The sequence below is a fragment of the Pseudonocardia petroleophila genome (assembly GCF_014235185.1).
Lineage (GTDB): Bacteria > Actinomycetota > Actinomycetes > Mycobacteriales > Pseudonocardiaceae > Pseudonocardia > Pseudonocardia petroleophila.
On the sequence record NZ_CP060131.1, the window covers coordinates 3129631 to 3155928 of the forward strand.

Annotated in this window: 25 protein-coding genes; 19 read left to right on the top strand and 6 right to left on the bottom strand. The window is 72.8% G+C overall.

Features of this window, described 5'->3' with window-relative positions:
- Positions 1 to 1073: 1073 nt before the first annotated feature.
- Both H6H00_RS15620 and gltB read right to left on the bottom strand, forming a co-directional pair.
- Positions 1074 to 2525, bottom strand: coding sequence for a glutamate synthase subunit beta (locus H6H00_RS15620; RefSeq protein WP_185721955.1), 1452 nt, complete (start codon positions 2523 to 2525; stop codon positions 1074 to 1076).
- Positions 2526 to 2569: 44 nt separating this feature from the next.
- Positions 2570 to 7120, bottom strand: coding sequence for a glutamate synthase large subunit (gene gltB / locus H6H00_RS15625; protein WP_379539688.1), 4551 nt, complete (start codon positions 7118 to 7120; stop codon positions 2570 to 2572).
- 424 nt (positions 7121 to 7544) lie between these two features.
- On the opposite strand from gltB, the gene H6H00_RS15630 reads away from it, so the two are divergent.
- Positions 7545 to 8255, top strand: coding sequence for a (2Fe-2S)-binding protein (locus H6H00_RS15630; RefSeq protein ID WP_185721956.1), 711 nt, complete (start codon positions 7545 to 7547; stop codon positions 8253 to 8255).
- Here the strand turns inward: H6H00_RS15630 and H6H00_RS15635 are convergent.
- Genes H6H00_RS15635 through H6H00_RS15645 form a run of 3 tightly spaced genes read right to left on the bottom strand, consistent with a single transcriptional unit; the run spans position 8252 to position 9785 of the window.
- A complete protein-coding gene (locus H6H00_RS15635; protein WP_185721957.1) occupies positions 8252 to 8617 on the bottom strand; it encodes an Asp23/Gls24 family envelope stress response protein in 366 nt (121 codons plus the stop codon). The two genes, H6H00_RS15630 and H6H00_RS15635, sit on opposite strands and share 4 nt — an antisense overlap.
- A complete protein-coding gene (locus tag H6H00_RS15640; RefSeq protein ID WP_255425781.1) occupies positions 8614 to 9198 on the bottom strand; it encodes an Asp23/Gls24 family envelope stress response protein in 585 nt (194 codons plus the stop codon). Before H6H00_RS15640 ends, H6H00_RS15635 begins: the two co-directional genes overlap by 4 nt.
- Positions 9189 to 9785, bottom strand: coding sequence for an RNA polymerase sigma factor (locus tag H6H00_RS15645; protein WP_255425782.1), 597 nt, complete (start codon positions 9783 to 9785; stop codon positions 9189 to 9191). The genes H6H00_RS15640 and H6H00_RS15645 overlap by 10 nt, the downstream gene beginning before the upstream one ends.
- A 217-nt stretch (positions 9786 to 10002) precedes the next feature.
- On the opposite strand from H6H00_RS15645, the gene H6H00_RS15650 reads away from it, so the two are divergent.
- From H6H00_RS15650 to H6H00_RS15690, 9 genes are all read left to right on the top strand, one after another.
- On the top strand, positions 10003 to 10206 hold the full coding sequence (locus tag H6H00_RS15650) for a CsbD family protein (RefSeq protein WP_185721959.1): 204 nt from the start codon (positions 10003 to 10005) through the stop codon (positions 10204 to 10206).
- A gap of 95 nt (positions 10207 to 10301) precedes the next feature.
- On the top strand, positions 10302 to 10625 hold the full coding sequence (locus H6H00_RS15655; protein WP_185721960.1) for a hypothetical protein: 324 nt from the start codon (positions 10302 to 10304) through the stop codon (positions 10623 to 10625).
- Positions 10626 to 10755: 130 nt separating this feature from the next.
- A complete protein-coding gene (tig, locus tag H6H00_RS15660; protein WP_185721961.1) occupies positions 10756 to 12249 on the top strand; it encodes a trigger factor in 1494 nt (497 codons plus the stop codon).
- A gap of 168 nt (positions 12250 to 12417) precedes the next feature.
- Positions 12418 to 13050, top strand: coding sequence for an ATP-dependent Clp protease proteolytic subunit (locus tag H6H00_RS15665; RefSeq protein ID WP_185721962.1), 633 nt, complete (start codon positions 12418 to 12420; stop codon positions 13048 to 13050).
- Positions 13047 to 13676, top strand: a complete 630-nt coding sequence (locus H6H00_RS15670; protein WP_185721963.1) for an ATP-dependent Clp protease proteolytic subunit — start codon at positions 13047 to 13049, stop codon at positions 13674 to 13676. Before H6H00_RS15665 ends, H6H00_RS15670 begins: the two co-directional genes overlap by 4 nt.
- Before the next feature lie 177 nt (positions 13677 to 13853).
- Entirely contained in the window at positions 13854 to 15137 is a 1284-nt protein-coding gene (clpX, locus tag H6H00_RS15675) for an ATP-dependent Clp protease ATP-binding subunit ClpX (RefSeq protein ID WP_185721964.1), read from the top strand.
- 129 nt (positions 15138 to 15266) lie between these two features.
- Positions 15267 to 16664: an OFA family MFS transporter gene (locus H6H00_RS15680; protein ID WP_185721965.1), complete on the top strand. Its 1398-nt coding sequence runs from the start codon at positions 15267 to 15269 to the stop codon at positions 16662 to 16664.
- Entirely contained in the window at positions 16661 to 16801 is a 141-nt protein-coding gene (locus tag H6H00_RS15685; protein WP_185721966.1) for an MFS transporter small subunit, read from the top strand. The genes H6H00_RS15680 and H6H00_RS15685 overlap by 4 nt, the downstream gene beginning before the upstream one ends.
- 15 nt (positions 16802 to 16816) lie before the next feature.
- Entirely contained in the window at positions 16817 to 17089 is a 273-nt protein-coding gene (locus H6H00_RS15690) for a DUF6457 domain-containing protein (protein ID WP_221775885.1), read from the top strand.
- A 3-nt stretch (positions 17090 to 17092) separates the two neighbouring features.
- Here H6H00_RS15690 and H6H00_RS15695 read toward each other — a convergent pair whose 3' ends face one another.
- On the bottom strand, positions 17093 to 17515 hold the full coding sequence (locus H6H00_RS15695; protein ID WP_185721967.1) for a PPOX class F420-dependent oxidoreductase: 423 nt from the start codon (positions 17513 to 17515) through the stop codon (positions 17093 to 17095).
- 198 nt (positions 17516 to 17713) lie between these two features.
- Here H6H00_RS15695 and H6H00_RS15700 point away from each other — a divergent pair, with 198 nt between their 5' ends.
- The 9 genes from H6H00_RS15700 to H6H00_RS15740 all read left to right on the top strand — a co-directional run bounded on the left by H6H00_RS15700 (position 17714) and on the right by H6H00_RS15740 (position 26265).
- Positions 17714 to 18451 (top strand): hypothetical protein, encoded by a 738-nt coding sequence (locus H6H00_RS15700; protein WP_185721968.1) that lies wholly within the window; start codon positions 17714 to 17716, stop codon positions 18449 to 18451.
- 36 nt (positions 18452 to 18487) lie between these two features.
- Positions 18488 to 21103: a valine--tRNA ligase gene (locus tag H6H00_RS15705; RefSeq protein WP_185721969.1), complete on the top strand. Its 2616-nt coding sequence runs from the start codon at positions 18488 to 18490 to the stop codon at positions 21101 to 21103.
- Complete coding sequence (locus tag H6H00_RS15710; RefSeq protein ID WP_185721970.1) at positions 21100 to 22560, top strand: bifunctional folylpolyglutamate synthase/dihydrofolate synthase; 1461 nt, start codon at positions 21100 to 21102, stop codon at positions 22558 to 22560. Before H6H00_RS15705 ends, H6H00_RS15710 begins: the two co-directional genes overlap by 4 nt.
- A complete protein-coding gene (locus tag H6H00_RS15715; RefSeq protein ID WP_255425783.1) occupies positions 22557 to 22934 on the top strand; it encodes a DUF4233 domain-containing protein in 378 nt (125 codons plus the stop codon). Before H6H00_RS15710 ends, H6H00_RS15715 begins: the two co-directional genes overlap by 4 nt.
- A 35-nt stretch (positions 22935 to 22969) precedes the next feature.
- Positions 22970 to 23524, top strand: coding sequence for a DM13 domain-containing protein (locus H6H00_RS15720; protein WP_185721971.1), 555 nt, complete (start codon positions 22970 to 22972; stop codon positions 23522 to 23524).
- Between the two features lie 24 nt (positions 23525 to 23548).
- Positions 23549 to 23959, top strand: a complete 411-nt coding sequence (ndk, locus tag H6H00_RS15725; RefSeq protein ID WP_185721972.1) for a nucleoside-diphosphate kinase — start codon at positions 23549 to 23551, stop codon at positions 23957 to 23959.
- Positions 23941 to 24456 (top strand): GNAT family N-acetyltransferase, encoded by a 516-nt coding sequence (locus H6H00_RS15730; RefSeq protein ID WP_185721973.1) that lies wholly within the window; start codon positions 23941 to 23943, stop codon positions 24454 to 24456. The genes ndk and H6H00_RS15730 overlap by 19 nt, the downstream gene beginning before the upstream one ends.
- Before the next feature lie 67 nt (positions 24457 to 24523).
- The gene (locus H6H00_RS15735) at positions 24524 to 25447 is read left to right on the top strand and encodes an ABC transporter ATP-binding protein (protein ID WP_185721974.1); all 924 of its coding nucleotides are present in this window, start codon (positions 24524 to 24526) and stop codon (positions 25445 to 25447) included.
- Positions 25447 to 26265 (top strand): ABC transporter permease, encoded by an 819-nt coding sequence (locus H6H00_RS15740; protein ID WP_185721975.1) that lies wholly within the window; start codon positions 25447 to 25449, stop codon positions 26263 to 26265. Before H6H00_RS15735 ends, H6H00_RS15740 begins: the two co-directional genes overlap by 1 nt.
- Positions 26266 to 26298: the final 33 nt, after the last annotated feature.

Sequence of the window (26298 nt, forward strand, 5' to 3'; positions counted from 1 at the left end):
AGCCGGTACCGCTCCCGGTCCCGTGATCGTCGTTCACCGCACGGTGCTGCCCGGGACCACGGTGTGCGGGAGGGAAGGATCGTGGGCGGGAGGGAACCGCGGGCGGTCCCGTTCCGTCCAACCCGCCGTGAACCTGTGCCGACCGTTCCGCGGAACCCGGGCCGTCGCCTTCGGGATCCTCACCCCGACGATGCTGCGCGGCCCGCGCTTCCGTCGCCTGTTCCGCGACGTCTACGGCTGCGCCGACGTCGAGGTCGATCTCGCGCTGCGCTCCGAGGCCGCGTACCTGCTCGTCGAGGGCACCGGGTTGCTCGGCGGGTACTCCGCGGCCGAGCTGCTGGGTGCCTCCTGCGGACCGGAGGACGCCCCCGCCGAGGTCGTCAGCCCGACGCGGATGCGGTCGCGGCCCGGCCTGCTCGTGCGGGAGGAGGCGGTCCCGCCCGGCGAGCGGTGGCGGGTGGGGGAGGTGCGGGTGACGTCGCCGCTGCACACCGCCTTCCGCCTGGCCTGCAGGCTCCCGCTCGTCGAGGCGGTGGTGGCGGTCGACGCGCTGGCGCACCGGTTCTCGCTGGACCCGTGGGACGTGGCCCGCTTCGGCCACCACCACCTCGGCGCGCCCGGGAGCGGGCGGCTCCCCGACGTCGCGCGGCTCGCCCACCCGCTCGCGGAGTCCCCGATGGAGACGCGGATCCGGCTGGCCATCGCGTTCGACGGGCTTCCGCCACCGGTCCTGCAGCACCCCGCGGGCGCCTACGACCTCGACACGCCCTACCCCGACGTGCTGCTCGCGGGAGTACGACGGTCGGGAGCACCGCACGCCCGAGCGCGCGCGACGGGACCTCGCCCGCCAGGCGTATCTGTCGTCGGCCGGCTGGACGGTGCTCCGCTTCGGAGCCGCTGACGTGCTCCACCGGCCGCGGACGGTGGCGGCCGCGGTGCGGCGGGCCCTCGCCGCCCGCTCCTCCATGCCCCGACGATCGCCGCGGTCCGCACGGCAGCGCCCCGACGCGGGCGCTGGGGTGCGGCCGGAGCCGATCACCGGCCGCACCCCCGGGGGAGGTGCGGCCGGTGACTCAGACGAGCGGGCGGTCGGTGGGGTCGATCGGGCGGGGCAGGACGTCGCGCCCGGTGAGGTAGGCGTCGACCCCGGCGGCCGCGGACCGACCCTCCGCGATCGCCCACACGATCAGCGACTGGCCGCGGCCCATGTCGCCGGCCGAGAACACGCCGTCGACGCTGGTCATGAAGCTGCTGTCGCGCGCGACGTTGCCGCGCTCGTCGAGCTCCACGCCCAGCTCGGAGAGCAGCTTGCCCTTCTCCGGGCCGACGAAGCCCATCGCGAGCAGCACCAGCTGGGCCGGGAGCTCCCGCTCGGTGCCGGGCACCTCGTCGAAGCCCTTCTCACCGCGCGTCACCTCGACGATGCGGATGGCCTGGAGCTTGCCGTCCGCGTCGCCGACGAACTCGGTGGTGTTGACCGAGAACAGGCGGTCGCCGCCCTCCTCGTGCGCCGAGGTGACCCGGTAGACCATCGGGTACGTCGGCCAGGGCATGCCCTCGTCGCGCTTCTCCGGCGGCGTCGGCATGATCTCCAGCTGCGTGACCGACAGCGCGCCCTGGCGGTGGCTGGTGCCGAGGCAGTCGGCGCCGGTGTCCCCGCCGCCGATGATCACGACGTGCTTGCCCTCCGCGGTGATCTCCGGCGCGTCGATGTCGCCCTGCTGCACGTGGTTGGCCCACGGCAGGAACTCCATCGCCTGGTACACGCCCTCGACCTCGCGGCCCTTCGCGGGCAGGTCGCGCCACGCGGTGGCCCCGCCGGCGAGCACGACGGCGTCGAAGTCCGCGCGCAGCTGCTCCACCGTGACGTCCACGCCGACGTCGACCGAGGCGCGGAACAGCGTGCCCTCGGCCTTCATCTGCTCCAGGCGCCGGTCGAGCCGGGACTTCTCCATCTTGAACTCGGGGATGCCGTAGCGCAGCAGCCCGCCGATGCGGTCGGACCGCTCGAACACCACGACGTCGTGACCGACGCGGGTGAGCTGCTGCGCGGCCGCCAGCCCGGCCGGCCCGGACCCGACGACGGCGACCTTCTTGCCCGTCTTCGTCTGCGCGGGCTGCGGCGGGACCCAGCCCTCGTCCCACGCCCGGTCGACGATCTCGATCTCGACCTGCTTGATCGTGACCGCGTCGTCGTTGATCGCCAGCACGCAGGCCGCCTCGCACGGGGCGGGGCAGAGCGTGCCGGTGAACTCCGGGAAGTTGTTCGTGGCGTGCAGCCGCTCGGTGGCCTCACGCCAGTCCTTGCGGTAGACGAGGTCGTTCCACTCCGGGATGAGGTTGCCCAGCGGGCAGCCCTGGTGGCAGAACGGGATGCCGCAGTTCATGCAGCGCCCGGCCTGCTTCTCCAGCTTGCCGCGCTCGAAGTCCTCGTAGACCTCGCGCCAGTCGCTCAGGCGCAGGTCGACCGGGCGGCGCGTGGGCCCCTCCCGCTTGGTGGTGAGGAATCCCTTCGGGTCACCCATGTGCGGCCTCCCCCGGTGTGATGGTGGCTTCGTCGACGTTCGACCTACCCATGTGCCGCCTCCATGATGGCTTCGTCGACGTTGCGGCCGTCGCGCTCGGCGGCCTCGCGGGCCTGCAGCACGCGCTTGAAGTCGCGCGGCATGATCTTGCCGAAGCGGCCGACGCTGTCGTCCCAGTCGGTGAGCAGGGCCTTCGCGACGGCGGAGTCGGTCTCGGCGTAGTGCCGTTCCACGGTCTCGCGCAGGAACGCGCGGTCGTCGTCGTCGAGGGGGTCGATGTCGACCATCTCGGGGTTGACGCGGTGGGTCGGCAGGTCGAGCACGTAGGCGACGCCGCCGGACATGCCCGCGGCGAAGTTCCGCCCGATCCGCCCGAGCACCACGACGCGGCCGCCGGTCATGTACTCGCAGGCGTGGTCGCCCACGCCCTCGACGACGGCCAGCGCACCGGAGTTCCGGACGCAGAACCGCTCGCCGACGATGCCGCGGACGAAGATCTCGCCCGAGGTGGCCCCGTAGAGGATCACGTTGCCGGCGATGATGTTGTCCTCGGCGACGAACGGCGCCGTCGGGTCGGGCCGCAGGGTCAGGCGACCGCCGGACAGGCCCTTGCCGAAGAAGTCGTTGGTGTCGCCGACCAGCCGCAGCGTGATGCCCTTCGGCACGAACGCGCCGAAGCTCTGGCCGGCCGAGCCGGTGAGCGTGACGTCGATCGTGTCGTCGGGCAGGCCCTCGCCGCCCCACTGCTTCGTGAGGTGGTGGCCGAGCATCGTGCCGACCGTGCGGTTGACGTTGCGCACCGGCAGGTCGAGCCGGACCTTGTCGCCGGAGCGCAGCGCACCCTCGCACAGCTGGATCAGGGTGTTGTCGAGCGCCTTGTCCAGACCGTGGTCCTGCGCGGTGGTGTTGTGCCGCGGTGCGCCCGCGGGCAGCTCCGGGACCTCGAAGATCGGGGACAGGTCGATGCCCTCGGTCTTCCAGTGCCGCACGGCGTCGTCGGTGTCGAGCAGCTCCGCGTGGCCCACGGCCTCGGCCAGCGTGCGGAAGCCCAGCGCCGCCAGGTACTCGCGCACCTCCTGCGCGACGAACCGCATGAAGTTGACGACGTACTCCGGCCGCCCGTCGAAGCGCTTGCGCAGCACGGGGTTCTGGGTGGCGACGCCGACCGGACAGGTGTCCAGGTGACAGACGCGCATCATGATGCAGCCGCTGACGACGAGCGGGGCGGTGGCGAAGCCGAACTCCTCCGCGCCCAGCAGCGCCGCGATCATGACGTCGCGGCCGGTCTTGAGCTGCCCGTCGGCCTGCACGACGATGCGGTCGCGCAGGTTGTTGCGCAGCAGCGTCTGCTGGGTCTCGGCCAGGCCGAGCTCCCACGGGCCGCCCGCGTGCTTGATCGAGCTCAGCGGTGACGCGCCGGTGCCGCCGTCGTGCCCCGAGATGAGCACGACGTCGGAGTAGGCCTTCGCCACGCCCGCCGCGACCGTGCCGACGCCGACCTGGCTGACCAGCTTCACGTGGATGCGGGCCGTCGGGTTGGCGTTCTTCAGGTCGTGGATGAGCTGCTTGATGTCCTCGATGGAGTAGATGTCGTGGTGCGGCGGCGGCGAGATCAGCCCGACGCCCGGCGTGGAGTACCGGGTCTTCGCGATCCACGGGTAGACCTTGCCGCCGGGCAGCTGCCCGCCCTCGCCGGGCTTGGCGCCCTGCGCGATCTTGATCTGGATGTCGTCGGAGTTGACGAGGTACTCGCTCGTGACGCCGAAGCGCCCGGACGCCACCTGCTTGATCGCCGAGCGCCGCGAGTCGCCGTTGGCGTCGGGCGTCCAGCGGTCGGAGTCCTCGCCCCCCTCACCGGTGTTGGACTTGCCGCCGAGGCGGTTCATCGCGATGGCGAGCGTCTCGTGCATCTCCTGGCTGATCGAGCCGTAGGAGATGGCGCCGGTGGCGAAGCGGGTCACGATGGAGTCGACGGACTCGACCTCCTCGATCGGCACCGCCGGCCGCACGCCCTCCCGGAACGCGAACAGCCCGCGCAGCGTGTTGAGCCGCCCGGCCTGCTCGTCGACGGCCCGGGTGTAGTCCTTGAAGACCTCGTACTTCCCGGCCCGCGTGGAGTGCTGCAGCTTGAAGACGGTCTGCGGGTTGAACAGGTGCAGCTCGCCCTCGCGGCGCCACTGGTACTCGCCGCCGACCTCCAGCGCCCGGTGCGAGGCGCGCACCTCGTCGGACGGGAAGGCGTGCCGGTGGTGGCGCAGGACCTCCTCGGCGAGCACGTCGTAGCCGACGCCGCCCAGGCGCGACGTGGTGCCGCAGAAGCACTCGTCGACGATCTCCTTGCCCAGCCCGATGGCCTCGAAGATCTGCGCCCCGGTGTAGGAGGCGACGGTGGAGACGCCGATCTTCGACATCGTCTTGCGGACGCCCTTGCCGAGCGCCTTGACGAGGTTCTTCGCCGCGGTGGCGGGGTCGACGCCGGGGATGTCGCCGCGCTCGGCGAGGTCCTCGACGGTGGCCATCGCCAGGTACGGGTTGACCGCGGCCGCGCCGTAGCCGATGAGCAGCGCGATGTGGTGCACCTCGCGGGCGTCGCCGGACTCGACGACGAGCCCGACCCGGCTGCGGGTCTTCTCGCGCACCAGGTGGTGGTGGACCGCGCCGGTGAGCAGCAGCGACGGGATCGGGGCGTGCGTGGCGTCGACGCCACGGTTGGACAGCACGATCAGGCGTGCGCCGTCCTCGATGGCCTCGGACACCTCGCGGCAGATCTCGTTGAGCCGCCTGCGCAGCCCCTCGCCGCCCTCGGCCGCCTTGAACACGCCCTTCGCCGTGACGCACGCGAAGCCCGGCAGCTCGCCGTCGTCGTTGATGTGGACGATCTTCGCGAGGTCGTCGTTGCCCAGCACCGGGAACGGCAGCACGATCGTGCGGCAGTTGGCCGGGGTGGCGTCGAGCAGGTTCTGCTCCGGTCCGAGCTGGCTCTGCAGCGAGGTGACGAGCTCCTCGCGGATGGCGTCCAGCGGCGGGTTGGTGACCTGGGCGAACAGCTGGGTGAAGTAGTCGAACAGCAGCCGCGGGCGCTCCGACATCGCCGCGATCGGCGCGTCGTTGCCCATCGAGCCGATCGGCTCCGCACCGGCCGAGGCCATCGGCTTGAGCAGGAGGTTGAGCTCCTCCTCGGTGTAGCCGAAGGACTGCTGGCGGTGGGTGAGCGCCGCGTGGCTCGGGACCTCGCGGTCGCGCGCGGGCAGGTCGGCCAGGTGGATCAGGCCGGCGTGCAGCCAGTCGGCGTAGGGGTGCTCGGCGGACAGGGCGCCCTTGATCTCGGCGTCGTCGACGAGCTTGCCCGCCGCGGTGTCGACCAGGAACATCCGGCCCGGCTCGAGCCGGCCCTTGCGCACGACGTTGGCGGGGGCGACGTCGAGGACGCCCACCTCCGACGCCAGCACGACGGTGCCGTCGTCGGTGACCCAGTAGCGCGCGGGGCGCAGGCCGTTGCGGTCGAGGACCGCCCCGATCAGCGTGCCGTCGGTGAACGCGACGAGCGCGGGACCGTCCCACGGCTCCATCAGCGTGGAGTGGAACTCGTAGAAGGCCCGGCGGGCCGGGTCCATCTCGTCGTGGTTCTCCCACGCCTCGGGGATCATCATCAGCACCGCGTGCGGCAGGCTGCGCCCGCCCAGGTGCAGCAGCTCGAGCACCTCGTCGAACGTGGCGGAGTCGCTCGCGTCCGGGGTGACGACGGGGGACAGGCGGGACAGGTCCCCGGGGATCACCTCCGACCGGAGCAGCGCCTCGCGCGAGGCCATCCAGTTGCGGTTGCCGCGCAGGGTGTTGATCTCCCCGTTGTGCGCGACGTAGCGGTAGGGGTGCGCGAGCGGCCAGGCCGGGAACGTGTTCGTCGAGAAGCGGGAGTGCACGACGGCCAGCGCCGAGGTGACGCGCTCGTCGGACAGGTCCGGGTAGAACGCCTCGACCTGGGGCTCGGCCAGCATCCCCTTGTAGACGATCGTGCGCGGCGACAGCGACGGGAAGTAGGTGCCCGTGCCGTGCTCGGCCCGCTTGCGCAGGCAGAACGTGAGGCGCTCGAGCTCGATGCCCGACTCGTCGTTCGCGCCCGCCAGGAACAGCTGGCGGAAGGCCGGCATCGCGGCCCGGGCGGTGGGGCCGATGTCGGCGCCGTCGGGGTCGACGGGGAGCGCGCGCCACCCGAGGACGGTGAGGCCCTCCTCGGCGGCGAGGCGGTCGATCTCCGCGACGGCCGCGTCGGCCTCGGCCTCGTCGGTGGGCAGGAACGCGGTGCCGACGGCGTAGGCGCCCTCGGCGGGGAGCGGGAAGTCCACGACCTCCCGGAAGAAGGCGTCCGGCAGCTGGATGAGGATGCCCGCGCCGTCGCCGGTGTTGGCCTCGGCGCCGCGCGCGCCCCGGTGCTCCAGGCGCAGCAGGGCCGTGAGGGCCTTGCGCACGATGGAGTGGTCGCGGCGGCCGGCCAGGTCGGCGACCATGGCGACGCCGCAGGCGTCGTGCTCGAAATCCGGGGCGTAGAGCCCCTCCGAGGTGACCGCTGTGCCGGTTCGCTTCGTGATGGCAGCCAACAGTGCCTCCTGTCGTCTCGGTGCACCCCGACACTGACACCCAGGATCTGTGGGCGATCGGGACGACGTGATGGTGGGGGTTGACGATATCCGACGCGCCCGTCGGGACGCGGGTTGCTGGTCCGAACGGGTGCATCTGGGTGCACCGAACCCGGTGGTGGTGGTGACCGGTTCCGGCACGACGACCGGTCACCTGGTGGGGAGTCGGCCGGGACGTCTCGTGGCGCGCAGGCACGCGGCGATGGGTGCACTTGCGCGCCGAACAGCGTCGCACGCGATGGCTCGCGTCCGCCAGTGCTGCGGACGTGAGCACGGTGACCAGGGCGGGAGCCGACGTCGGGGGGTCCGGGCAGGTAGCGTGTACGCCGCCCGCGGAACGGCCGTCCGGGTGTGTCGCGACGCCCGTCCGGGGGACACTGGTCCGGTGGAGACCGACGTGCGGGACGTGCTCGCCGACGTGGGCCGGCTCAGCCCGTTCTTCCTCGTCCGGACCGGCCCGGACGCCGGGGGACCCGGCCGGCGCCCCCTGCGCGACCTCTACACCGACCCGGAGCCGCTGCGGGCCCGCATCGCCCACGTCCGGACGGTGCTGCACAGCGACGACCGGGTGGCGGCGTCGATCGCGTTCCAGGGCATCGCCGCACTGGTCCTGTCGCCGCCGCTGGCCGCGGTGGCGGTGCACGGCGTGCTGCCCCACCTCGGTCCCGACGTGCTGCACTGGCGCCCCGTCGAGGGCGGCCCGTGGGAGCTGTGGTGCCCCGACCCGACCGGCACCGCCGTCGCGGACGGGGCCGCCGCGCTGGCCGGGGCCCTGTTCGAGGACCACCTGCGGCCGCTGGTCGCCGCGGTCCGGGCCCAGGTGGCGGTCTCCGAGCGCGTGCTGTGGGGGAGCGTGGCGTCGTCGGTGGCGAGCGGGAAGCGGCTGATCGGCGCGCAGCGGCCGCAGGCGGCGGACGCGGCGGCCCGGGTCGCGGAGCGGCTGCTCGACACCGGCCCGCTCGCCGGCACCGGTGAGCGGCGCGCCCCGACCGGGCCCGACCACGGGTGGACCTTCCGCCGCCGGTCCTGCTGCCTGTACTACCGCGTGCGCGACGGGGGGCTGTGCGGCGACTGCGTGCTGAACCGGGACGGCTAGTCGAGCAGCACCTCGGCCACGACGACGCTGACGACGGCGTCGAGCCCGGTGTAGGCGGCCACCTCGGCGGCCACCTCGCGCTGCACGGACTGGGCCACGTCGCGGCAGTTGTGGCCCAGCCGGGTGGCGAGGGTGATCGTGACCTCGACGGAGCCGCCGTGCACCTGGGCGTGCACGCCGTCGGCGGGCAGCGCGCCGGTGTCGCGGTCGGGGTGCAGGACGGAGTCGGCGAGGCCGAGCAGGGCCTGTGTGAGGTCGGCGCGCAGGGCGACGACCCCGGGGACGCGGCGGGCGCGGTGCGCCGCCACCCGGGCCACGACGGCGTCGCCGACGTGCACGCGGACCTCCGGTGCCCCGCTCACCACTCGCCCCCGAACACGTCCACGACCTCGATGTCGACCCGGCGCACCGGCACGCCGAGCGCCTGCTCGCCCGACGCCGCGACCATCTGCCGCACGCGGGCCGTCACCGAAGCGAGGTCGACGCCGAACCGGGCGGTGACGGTGATCCGCACGTCCGCGGCGTGCCCGGGCTCGCCGGAGAACGTGTCGGTGACCTGCTCGATCCGGCAGCTGCGCGCCCGCACCCCGGCCATACCGTCGACGGTGTGCCGCAGCACCGACGCCGCGGCGGCGCGGGAGAGCCGGGCCGGGCCGTGCGGGGACGGCAGCGTGAGGACGTCGTGCGGGCGCAGCTCGGTGCGGACGGCGACCATCACCCGGTCCAGCACCGACGGCGGCGGCTCCGGCCGGTCCTGCGCCATCCGCTGCACCAGTGCGCCGAGGCCGCGGGCGTCGGCGGCGGCCGCGGTGCAGTGCGGGCAGTCGCGCTCGTGCGCGTCGGCGGGCTCGCCCGCGACGGCACGCTCCCACACCGCGGCGGCGTCGCGCCCGCAGGCGAGGCGGCCGTCGGGGTCGGGTCCGGGGGACGGGTTCAGCGCCACGACCGCATCGCCTCCGCCAGCTTCGTGCGGGCCCGGTGGATGCGCCCGCGCACGGCGTCCTCGGTGGCCCCGGTGATCGCGGCGATCTCCGCGTAGCCCTGGCCCTCCATCTCGCGCAGCACCCAGGCGACGCGCAGGTCGTCGGGCAGCGTGGCGATCGCGCGGTGCAGCGCGGCCATCCCCGCGTCGCGCTCGGCCGCGCGCTCGGGGGAGTCGTGCGCGGGGGCCGGGGCCTCGATCTCCTCGACCGGCAGCGGGCGGCGCTTGCGCAGCATGCCCAGGCACCGGTTGGTGACGACGCGGTACATCCACGTCGAGAACGCGGACTCGCCGCGGAAGCGCCCGATCCGCCGCCACGCGTCGAGCAGGGCCTCCTGCAGCGCGTCCTCGGCCTCGGCCGGGTCGCCCATCACGCGGACGGCCAGTCGGTAGAGCGCGTCCTGGTGGCGCCGGGCGAGCATCTCGAAGGCCCGCGCGTCGCCCTCCTGGGCGCGCACCACGAGCGTCTGCTCGTCGAGCTCGTCGGGCACCGGGACGTCCTCCCGCACCTCGGGGACGACGACCGCGAGGCCGACCGGGGTGGTCACCTGAACCGCGCTCCGATCCGTGGCCGTGCGATCCGTGGCTGTGAGATCCGTGGCTGTGCTGATCCGTGCGTGTGACATTCGTGCCTGCGCGATCGGTGGCCGTGTGACGCGCCTCACCGTGAGGACGGCGGCCGGCGCGACGTCTCACCACCAGTGGGACACGGTAGCCGTCCGGAGAGCCGGCCGCGCGCGACGTCCCCCGACAGGAGGGAGCACCATGAGCTTCGTCGACAAGGCCAAGCACAAGGCCGAAGAGGTCATCGGTGAGGTCAAGGAGAAGGTCGGCGAGCTGACCGGCAACGAGAAGCTCCAGGCCGAGGGCCAGAAGGACCAGCTCAGCGGCAACGTGAAGCAGACCGGCGACTCCGTCAAGGACGCCGCGTCGAACCTGGGCGACAAGCTCAAGGGCGACCGGAGCTGAGCCGCCGCGACGGCCCGACGAGCGGCCCGCCACTGCACGTGGCGGGCCGCTCCGCCGTGTACCCGGACGGGTCCGGTCCGGGCTACCGTGACGCCGTGCCCCCGCCGCCCGACGCCGTCGCCGCCACGGCCCGCGCCGTCGCCGACGCCGTGGCCGCCCACCCCGCCGTCGCCCGGCTCGACGGCGGCCCGTGGGGCACCGTCACCTCGCACCTGCCCGGGCGCGGCCGCGTCGACGGCGTCCGGCTCGGCGTCGGCGACGAGCCCGTCGAGGTCGCGGTCGTCGCCCGCCTGGGTCTCCCGCTGCCGCAGCTGGCCGACGAGCTGGCCGCCGCCGTGCGCGGGGTGCTGGGCCCGGTGCCCGTCGACGTCACGTTCTCCGACGTCGTGCCCGCGCTCGCCGCCGCCCCCGCGCTGTAGCGGCCGGGCGAAGGTCCGGACACCGCCTCACCTAGACTCGCTCGGAATGCCGTCGGCACGGCGTCGTACGTGCCGCAATCGCGTCTGTGTTCCGCAGAATGAGGAGTATCCCCACCGTGAAGAGCCGATCGTGAAGAGCACCGTTGAGCGCCTGAGCCCGACGCGGGTCCGGATCGCCGTCGAGGTGCCCTTCGACGAGCTCAAGCCGGACTTCGACCGCGCGTACAAGAAGATCGCGCAGCAGGTCTCCGTGCCCGGGTTCCGCAAGGGCAAGGTCCCCGCGCGGATCATCGAGGCCCGCCTCGGCCGCGGTGTCGTCCTCGACGAGGTCGTCAACGCCGCTGTCCCGACCAAGTACTCCGAGGCCGTCTCCGCCGCCGAGGAGAAGGTCACGCCCATCGGGCGCCCGGACATCGAGGTCACCGAGATCGCCGACGGCGAGCACCTCTCGTTCACCGCCGAGGTCGACGTCCGCCCCGAGCTGACGCTGCCCGACCTCGACGGCCTGACGGTCACCGTCGACGACGTCGAGGTCACCGACGCCGACGTCGACGAGCAGCTGGAGAACCTGCGCGCGCGCTTCGGCACGCTCGCCGGCGTCGACCGGGCCGCGGCCACCGACGACTTCGTGCTCATCGACCTCTCCGCCACCGTCGACGGCGTCGCCGTCGAGGAGGCCACCACCAGCGGGTTCTCCTACCAGGTGGGTCAGGGCGGCCTGATCGACGGCCTCGACGAGGCCGTGCGCGGCATGTCGGCCGACGACGAGAAGACCTTCAGCACGAAGCTCGTGGCCGGCGAGTACGCCGACAAGGACGCCGAGGTCACCGTCAAGGTCACCGCGGTCAAGGAGCGCACGCTCCCCGACGCCGACGACGAGTTCGCGCAGCTGGCCAGCGAGTTCGACACGCTCGACGAGCTCACCGCCGACCTGCGCGAGCGCATGGCCCGCGTCAAGCGCATGGAGCAGGTCTCGCAGGCCCGCGACAAGGTGCTCGACGCGCTCGTCGACGGCACCGAGGTGCCGCTGCCGGAGAGCATCGTCGCCGCCGAGGTCGAGTCCACCACGCACGACGCGATCCACGGCTTCGACCACGACGAGGACAAGTTCGCCGCGCAGCTCGAGAGCGACGGCAGCAGCCGCGAGCAGTTCGACGCCGAGACGCGCGAGGAGGCCGAGAAGTCGGTCCGCACCCGCCTCGTGCTCGACGCCCTCGCCGACGCCGAGCAGGTGAGCGTCAACGACCAGGAGCTCACCGAGCGCATCGTCTACCAGGCCCAGCAGTACCGGATGCCGCCCGAGGAGTTCGTGCGCCGCATCCAGGAGGCCGGGCAGCTCGGCGCGATCTACGCCGACGTGCGCCGCACCAAGGCCCTCATCACCGCGGTCCGCGCGGCCACCGTCACCGACGCCTCGGGCGCCACGATCGACCTCTCCGACCTGCTCGGCGACGAGGACGACGGCATCGAGGTCACCGAGGTGCCCGGCGAGGTCGTCGAGACCGAGGACGCGGCTGCGGACACGGAGACGGACGCGGCCACGGACACGGACGCGGACACGGACGCGGCCACGGACGAGGCCGCCGCCGAGCCCACCGACGAGAAGACGCCCAGCGGCTCCTGAGCCGGGCAACACGCCCAGAGCGAACAACCGGTCCGAACGCGGCGGGCACGACGCCCGTCCGCGTAGGGTCGGCCAGGACGAACACGCGAGCTGATCAGCAGAAGGCAGGGTGAAGTGAGGACCCACGAAACCGGTTCGCGTACCGCGGACCGTCTCCTCGGAGCCGACATGCGACGCGGCGGAGCGCCGGCGTCGCTGACGCTGTCGGACTCGGTGTACGAGCGGTTGCTGCAGCAGCGGATCATCGTGCTCGGCCAGCAGGTCGACGACGACATCGCCAACCGCATCGCCGCGCAGATGCTGCTGCTGTCGGCGGAGGACCCCACCGCCGACATCCAGCTCTACATCAACTCCCCGGGCGGCTCGGTGTCGGCCGGCATGGCCATCTTCGACACCATGGAGTTCGTGCCCTGCGACGTCGCGACGTTCGCGATGGGGCTGGCGGCGTCGATGGGGCAGTTCCTGCTCTCGGCCGGGGCGCGGGGCAAGCGCTACGCCCTGCCGCACGCGCGGATCATGATGCACCAGCCGTCGTCCGGCGTCGGTGGTCAGGAGTCCGACATCGTGATCCAGGCCGAGCAGTCCCGGCTGCTCAAGCGCGAGCTGGCCGAGCTGATCGCCGAGCACACCGGCCAGACGGTCGAGAAGGTCACGGCCGACTCGGAGCGCGACCGCTGGTTCCGCGCCCCCGAGGCCAAGGAGTACGGCTTCGTCGACCACGTCATCACGCGCGCCGGGCAGCTGCCCGACGGCAACGAGAGCATCGGCAACGAGTCCAACGGGAACGGGAGCGCGAAGTGAGCCAGTTCCACTCGCCGCAGTCGCGGTACGTGCTGCCGTCCTTCGTGGAGCGCACGAGCTACGGGGTCAAGGAGTCGAACCCGTACAACAAGCTGTTCGAGGAGCGCATCATCTTCCTCGGCGTGCAGATCGACGACGCGTCGGCCAACGACGTCATGGCGCAGCTGCTGTGCCTGGAGTCGGCCGACCCCGACCGCGAGATCAGCATGTACATCAACTCGCCCGGCGGGTCGTTCACGTCGCTGATGGCCATCTACGACACCATGCAGTTCATCCGCCCCGACATCCAGACGGTCTGCCTCGGGCAGGCCGCGTCGGCCGCGGCCGTGCTGCTGGCCGCCGGCACCCCGGGGCGTCGCCTCGCGGTGCAGAACGCCCGGGTCCTGATCCACCAGCCCGCCACGGAGGGCACCTACGGCCAGGTCTCGGACCTCGAGATCCAGGCCGCGGAGATCTCCCGGGTGCGCAAGCTGATGGAGGCCACGCTCGCCAAGCACACCGGCAAGAGCGAGGAGCAGGTCCGCCTCGACGTCGAGCGGGACAAGATCCTCACGGCCGTCGAGGCCAAGGAGTACGGGATCGTCGACGAGATCATCCAGAGCCGGAAGCTCTCCGCCGTCTCCTAGTGCGGATCGGCTGCACCACCTGCGTCGGTACCGGGTTCCTACGCCCGGTACCGACCGTCCGCCGACACGTCGCCGAATCGGAGCACCGTGATGCTCCCCCGGGGACGGGTCGGGCGGGTACCGTCACGAGGGCGTGTCCGACCCAGGGCGCGCCAGATGGGACTGGGGTCTGCACTCATGGCACGCATCGGTGATGGCGGTGACCTGCTCAAGTGCTCGTTCTGCGGCAAGAGCCAGAAGCAGGTCAAGAAACTGATCGCCGGACCTGGCGTCTACATCTGCGACGAGTGCATCGATCTCTGCAACGAGATCATCGAGGAAGAGCTGGCCGAGGCCGGTGAGGTGAAGCTCGACGAGCTCCCGAAGCCCGCCGAGATCCACGACTTCCTCGACCAGTACGTGGTGGGCCAGAGCCGCACGAAGCGCACGCTCTCCGTGGCGGTCTACAACCACTACAAGCGGATCCAGGCGGGCGACAAGGGCCGCGGGCCCGACGGCGACGGCGTGGAGCTGTCGAAGTCCAACATCCTCATGCTCGGCCCCACGGGCTGCGGCAAGACCTACCTGGCGCAGACGCTCGCGAAGCTGCTGAACGTCCCGTTCGCCATCGCCGACGCCACCGCCCTCACCGAGGCCGGGTACGTCGGCGAGGACGTCGAGAACATCCTCCTGAAGCTCATCCAGGCGGCCGACTACGACGTCAAGCGGGCCGAGACCGGCATCATCTACATCGACGAGGTCGACAAAATCGCCCGCAAGAGCGAGAACCCGTCGATCACGCGCGACGTGTCCGGCGAGGGTGTGCAGCAGGCGCTGCTGAAGATCCTCGAGGGCACCACCGCGAGCGTCCCGCCGCAGGGCGGCCGTAAGCACCCGCACCAGGAGTTCATCCAGATCGACACGACGAACGTGCTGTTCATCGTGGCCGGGGCCTTCGCGGGCCTGGAGAAGATCATCGGTGATCGGGTCGGGCGCCGCGGTCTGGGCTTCGGGGCGGAGATCCGCTCGAAGAACGACCTGGAGTCCGCCGAGAGCTTCGGCGACACCATGCCCGAGGACCTCATCAAGTTCGGCCTCATCCCCGAGTTCATCGGCCGCCTCCCCGTCGTCGCCTCGGTGACGTCGCTCGACAAGGAGGCCCTGGTCAAGATCCTGACCGAGCCGCGCAACGCGCTGGTGAAGCAGTACTACAAGCTGTTCGAGATGGACGGCGTGGAGCTCGAGTTCACCGACGACGCGCTGGAGGCGGTGGCCGACCAGGCCATCCTGCGCGGCACCGGGGCCCGCGGGCTGCGCGCGATCATGGAGGAGGTCCTCCTCCCCGTCATGTACGACATCCCGAGCCGCGACGACGTCGCCAAGGTCGTCGTCACCGAGCAGACGGTGCGCAGCAACGTCAACCCGACGATCGTGCCGCGCACCCCGGCCCGCCGCGAGCCGCGCCGCGACCGCTCCGCGTAACCGCCCGACCGCACCGCGCGACACGCCGGCCCCGATCCGTCGGGGCCGGCGTCCTGCGGTTGCGGGGGCGGGTACCCCGACTTACGTTCACCCCCGGTTCAGCGGTGACGCACGACTAAGGGGTAGACGATGGCAGCAGGGTTCCTGCAACGCGAACGGATCGTCGCCCCACCGGGGTGGAGTCGCTGGCTGATCCCGCCGGCGGCACTCTCGATCCACCTGGCGATCGGCCAGGCGTACGCGTGGAGCGTGTTCAAGACGCCGCTGGCCGACACCATCCTGGCCGGCAACCCGAGCGCGGGCGTGCTCAGCGCGCTGCCGTTCACCCTCGGCATCATCATGCTGGGGCTCTCGGCCGCGCTGTTCGGCACGAAGGTCGACGCCAACGGGCCGCGCTGGGCGATGGTCGTGGCGACCTCGTGCTTCGTCGCCGGGTTCCTCATCTCCGCGCTCGGGATGTTCCTGGGCCAGTTCTGGCTCGTCGTCGTCGGGTACGGGTTCGTCGGCGGCATCGGCCTGGGCGTCGGGTACATCTCGCCGGTGTCCACGCTGATCAAGTGGTTCCCGGACCGGCCCGGCCTGTCCACCGGCATCGCGATCATGGGCTTCGGCGGTGGCGCGCTCATCGCGACCCCGCTGACGACGTCGCTGCTCGGGGCGTTCGGCGGCTCCGGCGAGGGTGCGCAGGCCGGTGGCGTCGGGCAGACGTTCCTCGTCATGGGCCTGATCTACGCGGTGTTCATGTCGGTGGGCTGGATCCTGATCCGGGTCCCCGCACCGGACTGGAAGCCGGAGGGCTGGGAGCCCTCGCAGCAGAAGACCGGCTCGCTGATCAGCACCGCGAACGTGTCGGCGGCCAACGCGATCAAGACGCCGCAGTTCTGGCTGCTCTGGGTCGTGCTGTGCTTCAACGTCACCGCCGGCATCGGCATCCTGGAGCGCGCGTCACCGATCTTCCAGGACTTCTTCCGCGACTCCAGCCCCGCCGAGACCATCGCCGCGTCGGCGGCCGGGTTCGTCGCGATCCTGTCGCTGGCCAACGCGCTCGGCCGGATCCTGTGGTCGTCGCTGTCGGACGTGCTGGGCCGTAAGAACATGTACCGGATCTACCTGGGCGTCGGCGCGCTGCTCTACCTGCTGATCACGCTGACGACGAACTCGAACCGGGTCGTCTTCCTGATCAGCGCCCTGTTCATCCTGTCGTTCTACGGCGCCGGCTTCGCGACCGTGCCCGCCTACCTGCGCGACCTGTTCGGCACCTACCAGGTCGGCGCGATCCACGGCCGGCTGCTCACCGCGTGGTCCACGGCCGGCGTGCTCGGCCCGGTGATCGTCAACGCGATCGCCGATGCGCAGATCGCCGCGGGCGTCGAGGGCCCGGGGCGCTACACGCTCGCGTTCTCGATCATGATCGGGCTGCTGGTGATCGCGTTCGTCTGCAACGAGCTGATTAAGCCGGTCGACCCGAAGCACCACGAACCCGCGGCCGAGGACAGGGCCACCACCACGGCAGGAGCACAGGCATGACCACCCTCGGCTCGGCGGGCAGTCGCACCCCGCTGTTCTACGTCCTGATCGTCCTGGCCTGGCTGTGGGTGGCGGTGCCGTTCGCTTACGGCCTGTTCCAGCTGCTCGTCAAGATCCCGGCGCTGTTCGCCGGGTGAGCTACGGTCGGCACCGTGAGTGGAAGCCCTGATGCGAACGCCCTGTCCGAGTGGGTCACCGCGGTGTCCCGGGAGCTGGGCCTGGAGGGCGCGGTCGACTCCGTCGGGATCGTCGACCTCGTCCTGGACCTGACGGCCGACGTCGCCCACGGCGTCAGCCGTCCGGGGGCCCCGGTCACCGCGTTCCTGATCGGGGTGGCCGCGGGCCGGGCCGAGGACCCGGCGGTCGCCGCCCGCGACCACGCCGCGCGGATCTCCGAGCTGGCCGCGGGGTGGGGGAAGTCCTGACGGTCAGGCCGTCATGTCCAGCTGGGCGATGACCTTCGTCGGGACCAGCCGCACGAGCAGCTCACCGGGCACGCCGTTGCGCCGGCCGAACTCCTCCGCGCGGTCGGCGCCCATGTAGCGCCCGCCGATCTCGGTGGCGCTGCGCAGCAGCTCGGCCGGGTGATCCGACGTGTGCGCGACGCCCTGGACCTGGACGAACCCGAACGGCGGCACCTCGGAGTCGACGCAGATCACCAGGCGGGGGTCGCGGGCGATCGCCCGCCCCTTCGCCGTCGCGGCGCCGGTGTTGAACAGCAGGTCGTCGCCCTCGACGACGAACCAGATCGGCGCCACCAGCGGGCGGCCGTCGGCGGCGACGAAGCCGAGCTTGCCGGTGCGGGTGCCGTCCGAGAGGAACGCGCGGATCTCGGGGGTCAGTTCGCTCATGCCGCGAGCCTAGGGTCGGCCGCGCGGGGTGCGGTGTGCCCGGTGCCCGCCGCGCCGGAACGGTCGTCACGCAGCACGGACCGCCCGGTCACGAGCCGTGGCGACGAGTCGGCGGCGCGGCACCGGTCCCGGACGCGGGCGCGCAGCCCCGACGGTCGTTAGGCTTGCTCCCGAGAGCTGTGGCGGAGGGAGACGGGCATGCGCACGGTCAGCGGGATCGCCCGTCGGATCCAGGTGCTGGGGCGCTCGTTCCGGCCCGCGGTGGTGCCCGTCGCGGCGGTGCGGCCGCTCGCGGCCGGGCGCACCCCGCTGCTGTCGGACCGCATCGGCGACCAGCGGCGCGCGGGCGTGGTGCTCGACCAGATGGACGGCACCACCTGCGGCAGCGCGGTGCTCGTCGCGCTCGCGGCGTGGGCCGACCCGGAGGAGATGCGCCGCCTCGACGGGCCGTCGGGCGCGCCGGGGGGCCTGGCCGCGGTGGGGGAGCGCGGCACCGCCACCGCCCCCGCGGTGAGCCCGGGGTTCTCCGCGCGCTACGACGCCCGGCAGAAGCAGGTGCACCGCGAGTCGGCCGGGCTCTGGCCGCGGGCGTTCGGCACCCCGCCCTGGGGGATCGTGCGCTGGCTGCGGCGCAACGTGCCCGCCGCCGGCCCGTACCGCGTGCGGCTCGTCGACGACCGGGACGCGCGGGACGTCGCCGGCGTCGTCGACGCGGTCGGGGTGGCGCTGCGGGCCGGGCGCCCGGTCCCGCTGCTCGTGGGCGCGGCGATCCCGCGGCACTACGTCATGGCGATCGGCCTGCACGAGGGCGGCTGGAAGGTCTACGAGCCCACCAGCGGCCAGGTCCGGGCGCTGGACCCGGCCCGGATCGGCGCCCGCACGCTGGGCCGGACCCTGGGCTTCGACCGCCTGCACGCCGCCTTCCTGCCCTCCTGAACAAGCCGGTCGACGGCGGCTCGTAGACTTGGTGGGGTGACCGACACCCTCCCTCCGCGCACGGCCGACCTCCCCGCCCAGTGGAACCCGGGCGAGGTAGAGGGCGGCATGTACCAGGGCTGGGTCGACGCCGGGTACTTCACCGCCGACGCGGCGAGCGACAAGCCGCCGTTCTGCATCGTCATCCCGCCGCCCAACGTCACCGGCAGCCTGCACATCGGGCACGCGTTCGAGCACACGCTGATCGACATCCTGGTCCGGCGCCGCCGCATGCAGGGCTACGAGACGCTCTGGCTGCCCGGCATGGACCACGCCTCGATCGCCGTGCACGCGCTGGTGGAGAAGGCGCTCGCCGCCGAGGGCACCAGCCGCCGCGAGCTGGGCCGGGAGGCGTTCATCGAGCGCACCTGGGAGTGGAAGGCCGAGCACGGCGGCGCGATCCTGTCGCAGATGCGGCGGCTCGGCGACAGCGTCGACTGGAGCCGTGAGCGCTTCACGATGGACGAGCGCTCCAACCGCGCCGTCCTCACCATCTTCAAGCGCCTGTTCGACGAGGGCCTGATCTACCGCGCGGAGCGGCTGGTCAACTGGTCCCCGGAGATGCGCAGCGTGCTCTCCGACGTGGAGGTCGAGCACCGCGAGGTCGAGGGCGAGCTCGTCTCCATGCGCTACGGCGACGGCGACGCCGCGATCGTCGTCGCCACCACCCGCGTCGAGACGATGCTGGGCGACACGGCCGTCGCCGTGCACCCCGACGACGAGCGCTACGCCCACCTCGTCGGCACCGAGATCGAGCTGCCGCTGGTCGGGCGCATGATCAAGATCGTCGCCGACGAGCACGTCGACCCGGAGTTCGGGACGGGTGCGGTCAAGGTGACCCCGGCCCACGACCCCAACGACTTCGAGATCGGCCGCCGCCACGGCCTGCCGATGCCGACGATCATGGACGAGTCCGGGCGGATCACCGGCACGGGCACCGAGTTCGACGGCATGGACCGGTTCACCGCGCGGGTCAAGGTCCGCGAGGCGCTGGCCGCGCAGGGCCGGATCGTCGCCGAGAAGCGGCCCTACCTGCACAGCGTCGGGCACTCCAGCCGCGGCACCAAGGAGCCGATCGAGCCGCGCCTGTCGCTGCAGTGGTGGGTGAAGGTCGGGCCGCTCGCGCAGGTCGCGGGCGACGCCGTGCGCGACGGCTCCGTCGCGGTCCACCCGAAGGAGATGGAGGCCCGCTGGTTCGGCTGGGTCGACAACATGCACGACTGGTGCATCTCCCGGCAGCTGTGGTGGGGCCACCGCATCCCGGTCTGGTACGGCCCCGACGGAGAGGTCGTCTGCGTCGGCCCCGACGAGCAGCCGCCCGCGGGCTACACCCAGGACGAGGACGTCCTCGACACCTGGTTCTCCTCGGGCCTGTGGCCGTTCTCCACGCTGGGCTGGCCGGACGCGACGCCGGACCTGGAGAAGTTCTACCCGACGTCCGTGCTGGTCACGGGCTACGACATCCTCTTCTTCTGGGTCGCCCGGATGATGATGATGGGCCACTACGCGATGGGCGAGCGGCCGTTCGACACCATCGCCCTGCACGGCATGGTCCGCGACGCGCACGGCAAGAAGATGTCGAAGTCGGCAGGCAACACCGTCGACCCGGTGGCGTGGATGGACGCCTACGGCACCGACGCCGTGCGGTTCGCCCTGGCCCGCGGGGCCAACCCGGGCACCGACATGCCGATCGGTGACGAGGCCGTCCTCGCCGCCCGCAGCTTCGGCACGAAGCTGTGGAACGCCACGCGCCTGGCGATCGGCAACCACGCCTCGCCCGCGCTGCCGCTGCCCGCGGAGCCCACCGACGCCGACGCCTGGATCCTCGGGCGGCTGGCGCAGGTCCGCGAGCAGGTCGACGCGCTGCTGGAGGACTTCCAGTTCGCCAAGGCCACCGAGGCGCTCTACCACTTCACGTGGGACGAGTTCTGCGCGTGGTACCTGGAGCTGGCCAAGCCGCAGCTGGCCGACGAGGCCACCGCCGACGGCACCCGCGCCGTCCTCGGCCACGTCCTCGACGCCCTGCTGCGCCTGCTGCACCCGGTGATCCCGTTCATCACCGAGGCGCTGTGGCAGGCCCTGACCGGGGGCGAGTCGGTCGTCGTCGCCGACTGGCCCGTCGACGCGGGCCGCCCGGTCGACGCCGGCGCCGCCGCCCGGATCGCGGCGCTGCAGAGGCTGGCCACCGAGGTGCGCCGGTTCCGCACCGAGCAGCGGGTGCCCGACGCGCGCCGCGTCGCCGCCCGCCTGGTCGGGCTGGACGAGGCCGGGCTCGGGGCGCACCGCGCGGCGCTGGCGTCGCTGGTCCGCCTCGACGCCCCGGGCGAGGACTTCACGGCCACCGCCACGCTGGAGGTCGCGCTCGGCGGCGGCACCGTCCACGTCGAGCTCGACACCTCCGGCGCCATCGACGTCGCCGCCGAGCGGGCCCGCCTGGGCCGCGACCTCGCCGCAGCCCAGAAGGAGCTCGACGCCGCCGACAAGAAGCTCGGCAACCCGAAGTTCGTCGGGGGCGCGCCGGAGAAGGTGGTCGAGGGGATCCGCGCCCGGCGGGCCACGGCCGTCGCCGACATCGAGCGGGTCACCGCGCGCCTGGCCGCGCTCCCCTCATGACGGGTCCCGAGGGCGACGGCGCGATCCCCGAGCCCGAGGACGCGGTGATCTCGCACGTCCTCGACGCCATCCGCGGCGGCGACACCCCGGACGTCATCCCGGCCACGTCGAGCGTGGCGAGCTTCGCCGAGTTCCTCGCGGTCGAGGCCGAGCTCGACCGGCGCTGGCCCGAGACGGTCATGGAGCCGTCGACGGAGCGGATCGCGGCACTGGTCGACGTGCTCGGTGAACCGCACCGCGGCTACCCGATCGTGCACCTGACCGGCACCAACGGGAAGACGTCGACGGCCCGGATGGTCGACGCCCTGCTCACCGAGATCGGCCTGCGCACCGGCCGCTACACCAGCCCGCACCTGCAGCGGGCCACCGAGCGCATCAACATCGACAACCGGCCGGTCACGCCGGAGCGCTACGTGGGCGTCTACCGCGACGTCGAGCCGTTCCTGGAGATCGTCGACGCGAAGCACGGGACGCTGAGCAAGTTCGAGGTCCTCACCGCGATGGGGTTCGCCGCCTTCGCCGACGCGCCCGTCGAGGCCGGGATCGTCGAGGTCGGGCTGGGCGGGCGCTGGGACGCCACCAACGTCGCCGACGCCACCGTCGCCGTCATCACGCCGATCGGGCTCGACCACGCCGAGTTCCTCGGCACCGACGTCCTCGGCATCGCCCGGGAGAAGGCCGGCATCATCAAGCCGGGCTCGGTCGCCGTCCTCGCCACCCAGGACAAGGACGTGGCGGCGGTGCTGCTGGAGCGCTGCGTCGAGGTCGACGCGCAGGTGGCCCGCGAGGGCGCCGAGTTCGGGGTGGCCGAGCGGGAGATCGCGGTCGGCGGGCAGCGGCTCGCGCTGCGCGGCCTGTCCGGCATGTACGACGACATCTTCCTGCCCCTGCACGGCGAGCACCAGGCGTCCAACGCCGCCATCGCCCTCGCCGCGGCCGAGGCGCTGATCGGCGCCGGGCCCAAGCAGCCGCTGGATGCCGACGCCGTGCGCGCCGCGTTCGCCGGGGTGTCCTCGCCCGGACGGCTGGAGCGGGTCGCGGCCGGGCAGGGCGTGCCGACGGTGCTCGTCGACGCCGCCCACAACCCGCACGGCGCCCGGGCGCTGGCCGCCGCGCTGATGAGCGAGTTCCGGTTCACCCGGCTCGTCGGCGTCGTCGGGGCGATGCGCGACAAGGACGTCCGCGGCATCCTCGCCGAGCTCGAGCCGGTGCTGCACGAGGTCGTCGTCACGGCCAACTCCTCGCCGCGCGCGATGGACGCCGACGAGCTGGGAGCGCTGGCCACCGAGGTGTTCGGACCCGAGCGCGTCAGCGTCGAGCCGGTGCTGCGGGCGGCGATCGAGCAGGCGGGGGAGCTGGCCGAGGAGGCGGGCGAGTCCGGGGTCGGCGTGATCGTCACCGGCTCCGTCGTCACGGCGGGCGAGGCGCGCACGATCTTCGGCCGGGAGCCGTCGTGACCGCCCCGGATCCGATGAAGGGGATCCGGGGGGTGTTCGCGGCCACCCTGGTCCTCGAGTCGATCGTGGTGCTGCTCGCGCTGCTGGTGCTGCCCAAGTTCGGCGACGGCGCCACCCCGCTCGGCGTCGGGCTGATCGCCGCGGTGGCCGTCGGGATGATCGTCGCGTCCGGGCTCCAGCGACGGCCGTGGGGGCTCGCGGTCGCCCTCGCGCTGCAGGTCGCGGTGCTGCTGTGCGGGTTCCTCGTGCCCGCTCTGGCGATCATGGGGATCGTGTTCGTGCTGGTGTGGGCCGGGCTGCTGTTCCTGCGCCGCGACGTCGCGCTGCGGATGGAGCGCGGCGAGCTGCCCAGCCAGCAGGTTCCCGAGTCGTAAGGGACGGACGGCTCGGTTCCGGGCATCATCGTCGCGTGACCCTCCTCCGTCGTCCCGCCGTCCTGATCGGACTCGGCGTCGCCGCCGTGCTCGCCGTCGTCGCGCTGTCGGTGTTCCAGCCGTGGAAGCTGTTCGTCGACCGGACGGTGGACGAGGCGCTGCCGACGGCGGCCGCCCCCGTCTCCGTCGCGGTGCCGGCCGAGCCGGTCGCGGCCGGGCCGGTCGCGGCCGGGCCCGTCGAGCTCGCCCGCGGGGAGCTGATCAGCCACGAGCACGCGAGCTCCGGTTCGGTGGTGGTCCTGGAGCTGCCCGACGGCTCGCGCGTCCTGCGGCTGGAGGACCTCGACACCAGCGACGGCCCGCTGCTGAAGGTCTGGCTCACCGACGCCCCCGTGATCGAGGGCCGCGCCGGCTGGCACGTCTTCGACGACGGCGAGCACGTCGACCTCGGCGAGCTGAAGGGCAACATCGGCAGCTCCAACTACCCGATCCCGGCCGGCGTCGACCTCGCGCAGCTGACCAGCGTCAGCATCTGGTGCGACCGGTTCGACGTCTCCTTCGCCGCGGCGGCCCTGGCCCCGGTGGCCTGACCGGTCGCCGATACCCTCGACCGCGTGACTGAACGCACCCTGGTCCTCGTCAAGCCCGACGGCGTCTCGCGCAAGCTCATCGGGGAGGTCCTCGCCCGCATCGAGCGCAAGGGCCTCGACATCGTCGCCCTCGAGCTGCGCACCGTCGACCGCGAGACGGCCGCCCAGCACTACGCCGAGCACGACGGCAAGCCCTTCTTCGAGTCCCTCCTGGAGTTCATCACCTCCGGCCCGGTGCTCTCCGCCGTGGTCGAGGGCCCGCGCGCGATCGCGGCGTGGCGCCAGCTCGCGGGCGGCACCGACCCCGTCGAGAAGGCCACCCCCGGCACGATCCGCGGCGACTTCGGACTGGAGACGCAGTTCAACCTCGTGCACGGCTCCGACTCGCCGGAGAGCTCGGCCCGCGAGATCAAGCTGTGGTTCCCGAACCTCTGATCGAGGTCGTCCCCCAGGCGCCGCCGGTGGCCGCGCTGCACCGCCTCTGGCTGGCGGTCAGCCGCGCCGGCGGCGCCGTCGCGTTCGTGCCCGACTCGCCGGAGCAGGAGATCCGCGCGGCCGCGCAGCACGCCGTCGACGAGGTCGCCGCCGGTCGCCTGCACCTGCTCGCGATCCGCGAGGGCGACGAGCTGACGGGCACGGTGTTCCTACGGCCCGGACCGGGTCCGCGGGTCGCGCACCGGGCGGAGGTGGTGCGGCTCATGGTCGACCCGTCCCGGCAGGGCCGCGGCCGGGGCACCGCGCTGCTGACGGCGGCCGTCGCCCACGCCCGCGCGCTCGGCCTGGAGCAGCTGCTGCTCTCCGCCCGCGGCGGGACACCCCTGCCCGCGTTCTACGCCGCGCGCGGCTGGACCGCGGCCGGTGTCTGGCGGGACGCCCTGCACCTGGGCCCGGACGACCGGCGCGACGAGCACTGGTTCCAGCTGCGCCTGTGAGCACCGGCCCGGGACGGCGCCGGAACGTCCACGCGCTCTGTCGGGGGTGCGGGTTACCGTGCCTCCCATGGGGGACGGACTGGTCCAGGCCCGCGGCCTGAGGAAGCGCTTCGGGGAGTTCGAGGCCGTGCGCGGCGTCGACGTCGACGTCGCACCGGGGGAGGTGTTCGGCTTCCTCGGGCCCAACGGCGCCGGCAAGTCGTCCACGATGCGGATGATCGCGTGCGTGTCGCCGCGCACCGGCGGCACGCTGCAGGTGCTCGGCATGGACCCCGACGTCGACGGGCCGCGGATCCGCGCCCGCATCGGCGTCGTCCCGCAGCTCGACAACCTCGACGCCGAGCTCACCGTGCGGCAGAACCTGCAGGTCTACGGCCGCTACTTCGGGCTGTCGAAGGCGCACGTGCGCGCGAAGGCCACGGAGCTGATGGAGTTCGCCCAGCTCACCGACCGCGCCGACGACCCCGTCGAGCCGCTGTCGGGCGGCATGAAGCGCCGCCTCACGATCGCGCGGGCGCTGGTCAACGACCCCGAGCTGCTGCTGCTCGACGAGCCCACCACCGGGCTCGACCCGCAGGCCCGGCACCTGCTGTGGGAGCGGCTGTACCGCCTCAAGCGCGAGGGCGTCACGCAGATCATCACCACCCACTACATGGACGAGGCCGAGCAGCTGTGCGACCGGCTCGTCGTCATGGACGGCGGGGTGATCGCCGCGGAGGGGTCGCCCGCGGAGCTGATCGACCGGTACGCCACCCGCGACGTGCTGGAGCTGCGCTTCGCCCCGGAGGACCGGCCGCCTGCGGAGGCGTTCGCGCGGCTGGCCGACCGCGTCGAGGAGCTGCCCGACCGGCTGCTGCTCTACGCGGCCGACGGCGAGCACGTCCACACCGAGGTCACCCGCGCCGGGCACCGGCCGCTGTCGGCGCTGGTGCGGCGCTCCACGCTGGAGGACGTGTTCCTCCGGCTCACCGGCCGGACGCTGGTCGACTGATGGCCGCGATCCCCACCGCCACCCGCTCCGCGGGCCGCGCGCCGACGCCGGTCGGGGGCGTGCTGCTCGTCGTCGAGCACTTCTGGACCTGGTACCGGCGCAACTGGCGGGCCACCGCGGTCTCCTCCATCCTGCAGCCGCTGCTGTTCCTGCTGGCGTTCGGCGTGGGCTTCGGGTCGCTGGTGGGCGACTCCGGGGCCACGGGCGGCGCGCCCTACCTCGTGTGGCTGGCCCCCGCGCTGCTGGCGGTGTCGGCGGTGCAGAGCGCGGCGTTCGAGTCGACCTACCCGGTGCTGTCCGGGTTCAAGTGGCAGCGGGTCTACCACGCGATGGCGGCCGGGCCGATCACGCCGGGCCAGGTCGCGCTCGGCCAGCTGGGCTGGACCACCGCGAAGATCACCGGGTCCGGGGCCGTCTACATCGGGGTGATCGCGGTGTTCGGCGGCGTCGCGCGGCCCACCATCGTGCTGTCGCTGCTGGCCGCGGCGCTCACCGGGGCCGCCGTCGCGGCGCTGGTCACGGCGTTCGCGGCCACCGTCGAGAGCGAGGGGGCGGCGTTCAACTCGCTGTTCCGGTTCGTCGTCGTCCCGATGACGCTGTTCTCGGGCACGTTCTTCCCCGTCGACCGGCTGCCCGAGTGGATCCGGCCGGTCGCGTGGATCTCACCGCTGTGGCACGGCACCGAGCTGGCCCGTGACGCCGCGCTCGGGATCTGGCGCCCGCTCGCCGTGCTCGGCCACGTCGCGGTGCTGGCGGCGCTGCTCGCCGTGGGCACCGCGCTGTCGGTGCGGTTCTTCCGCCGGAGGCTGGCGCTGTGACGATCTTCGCGGGGATCGGCTTCCTTCCGCGCG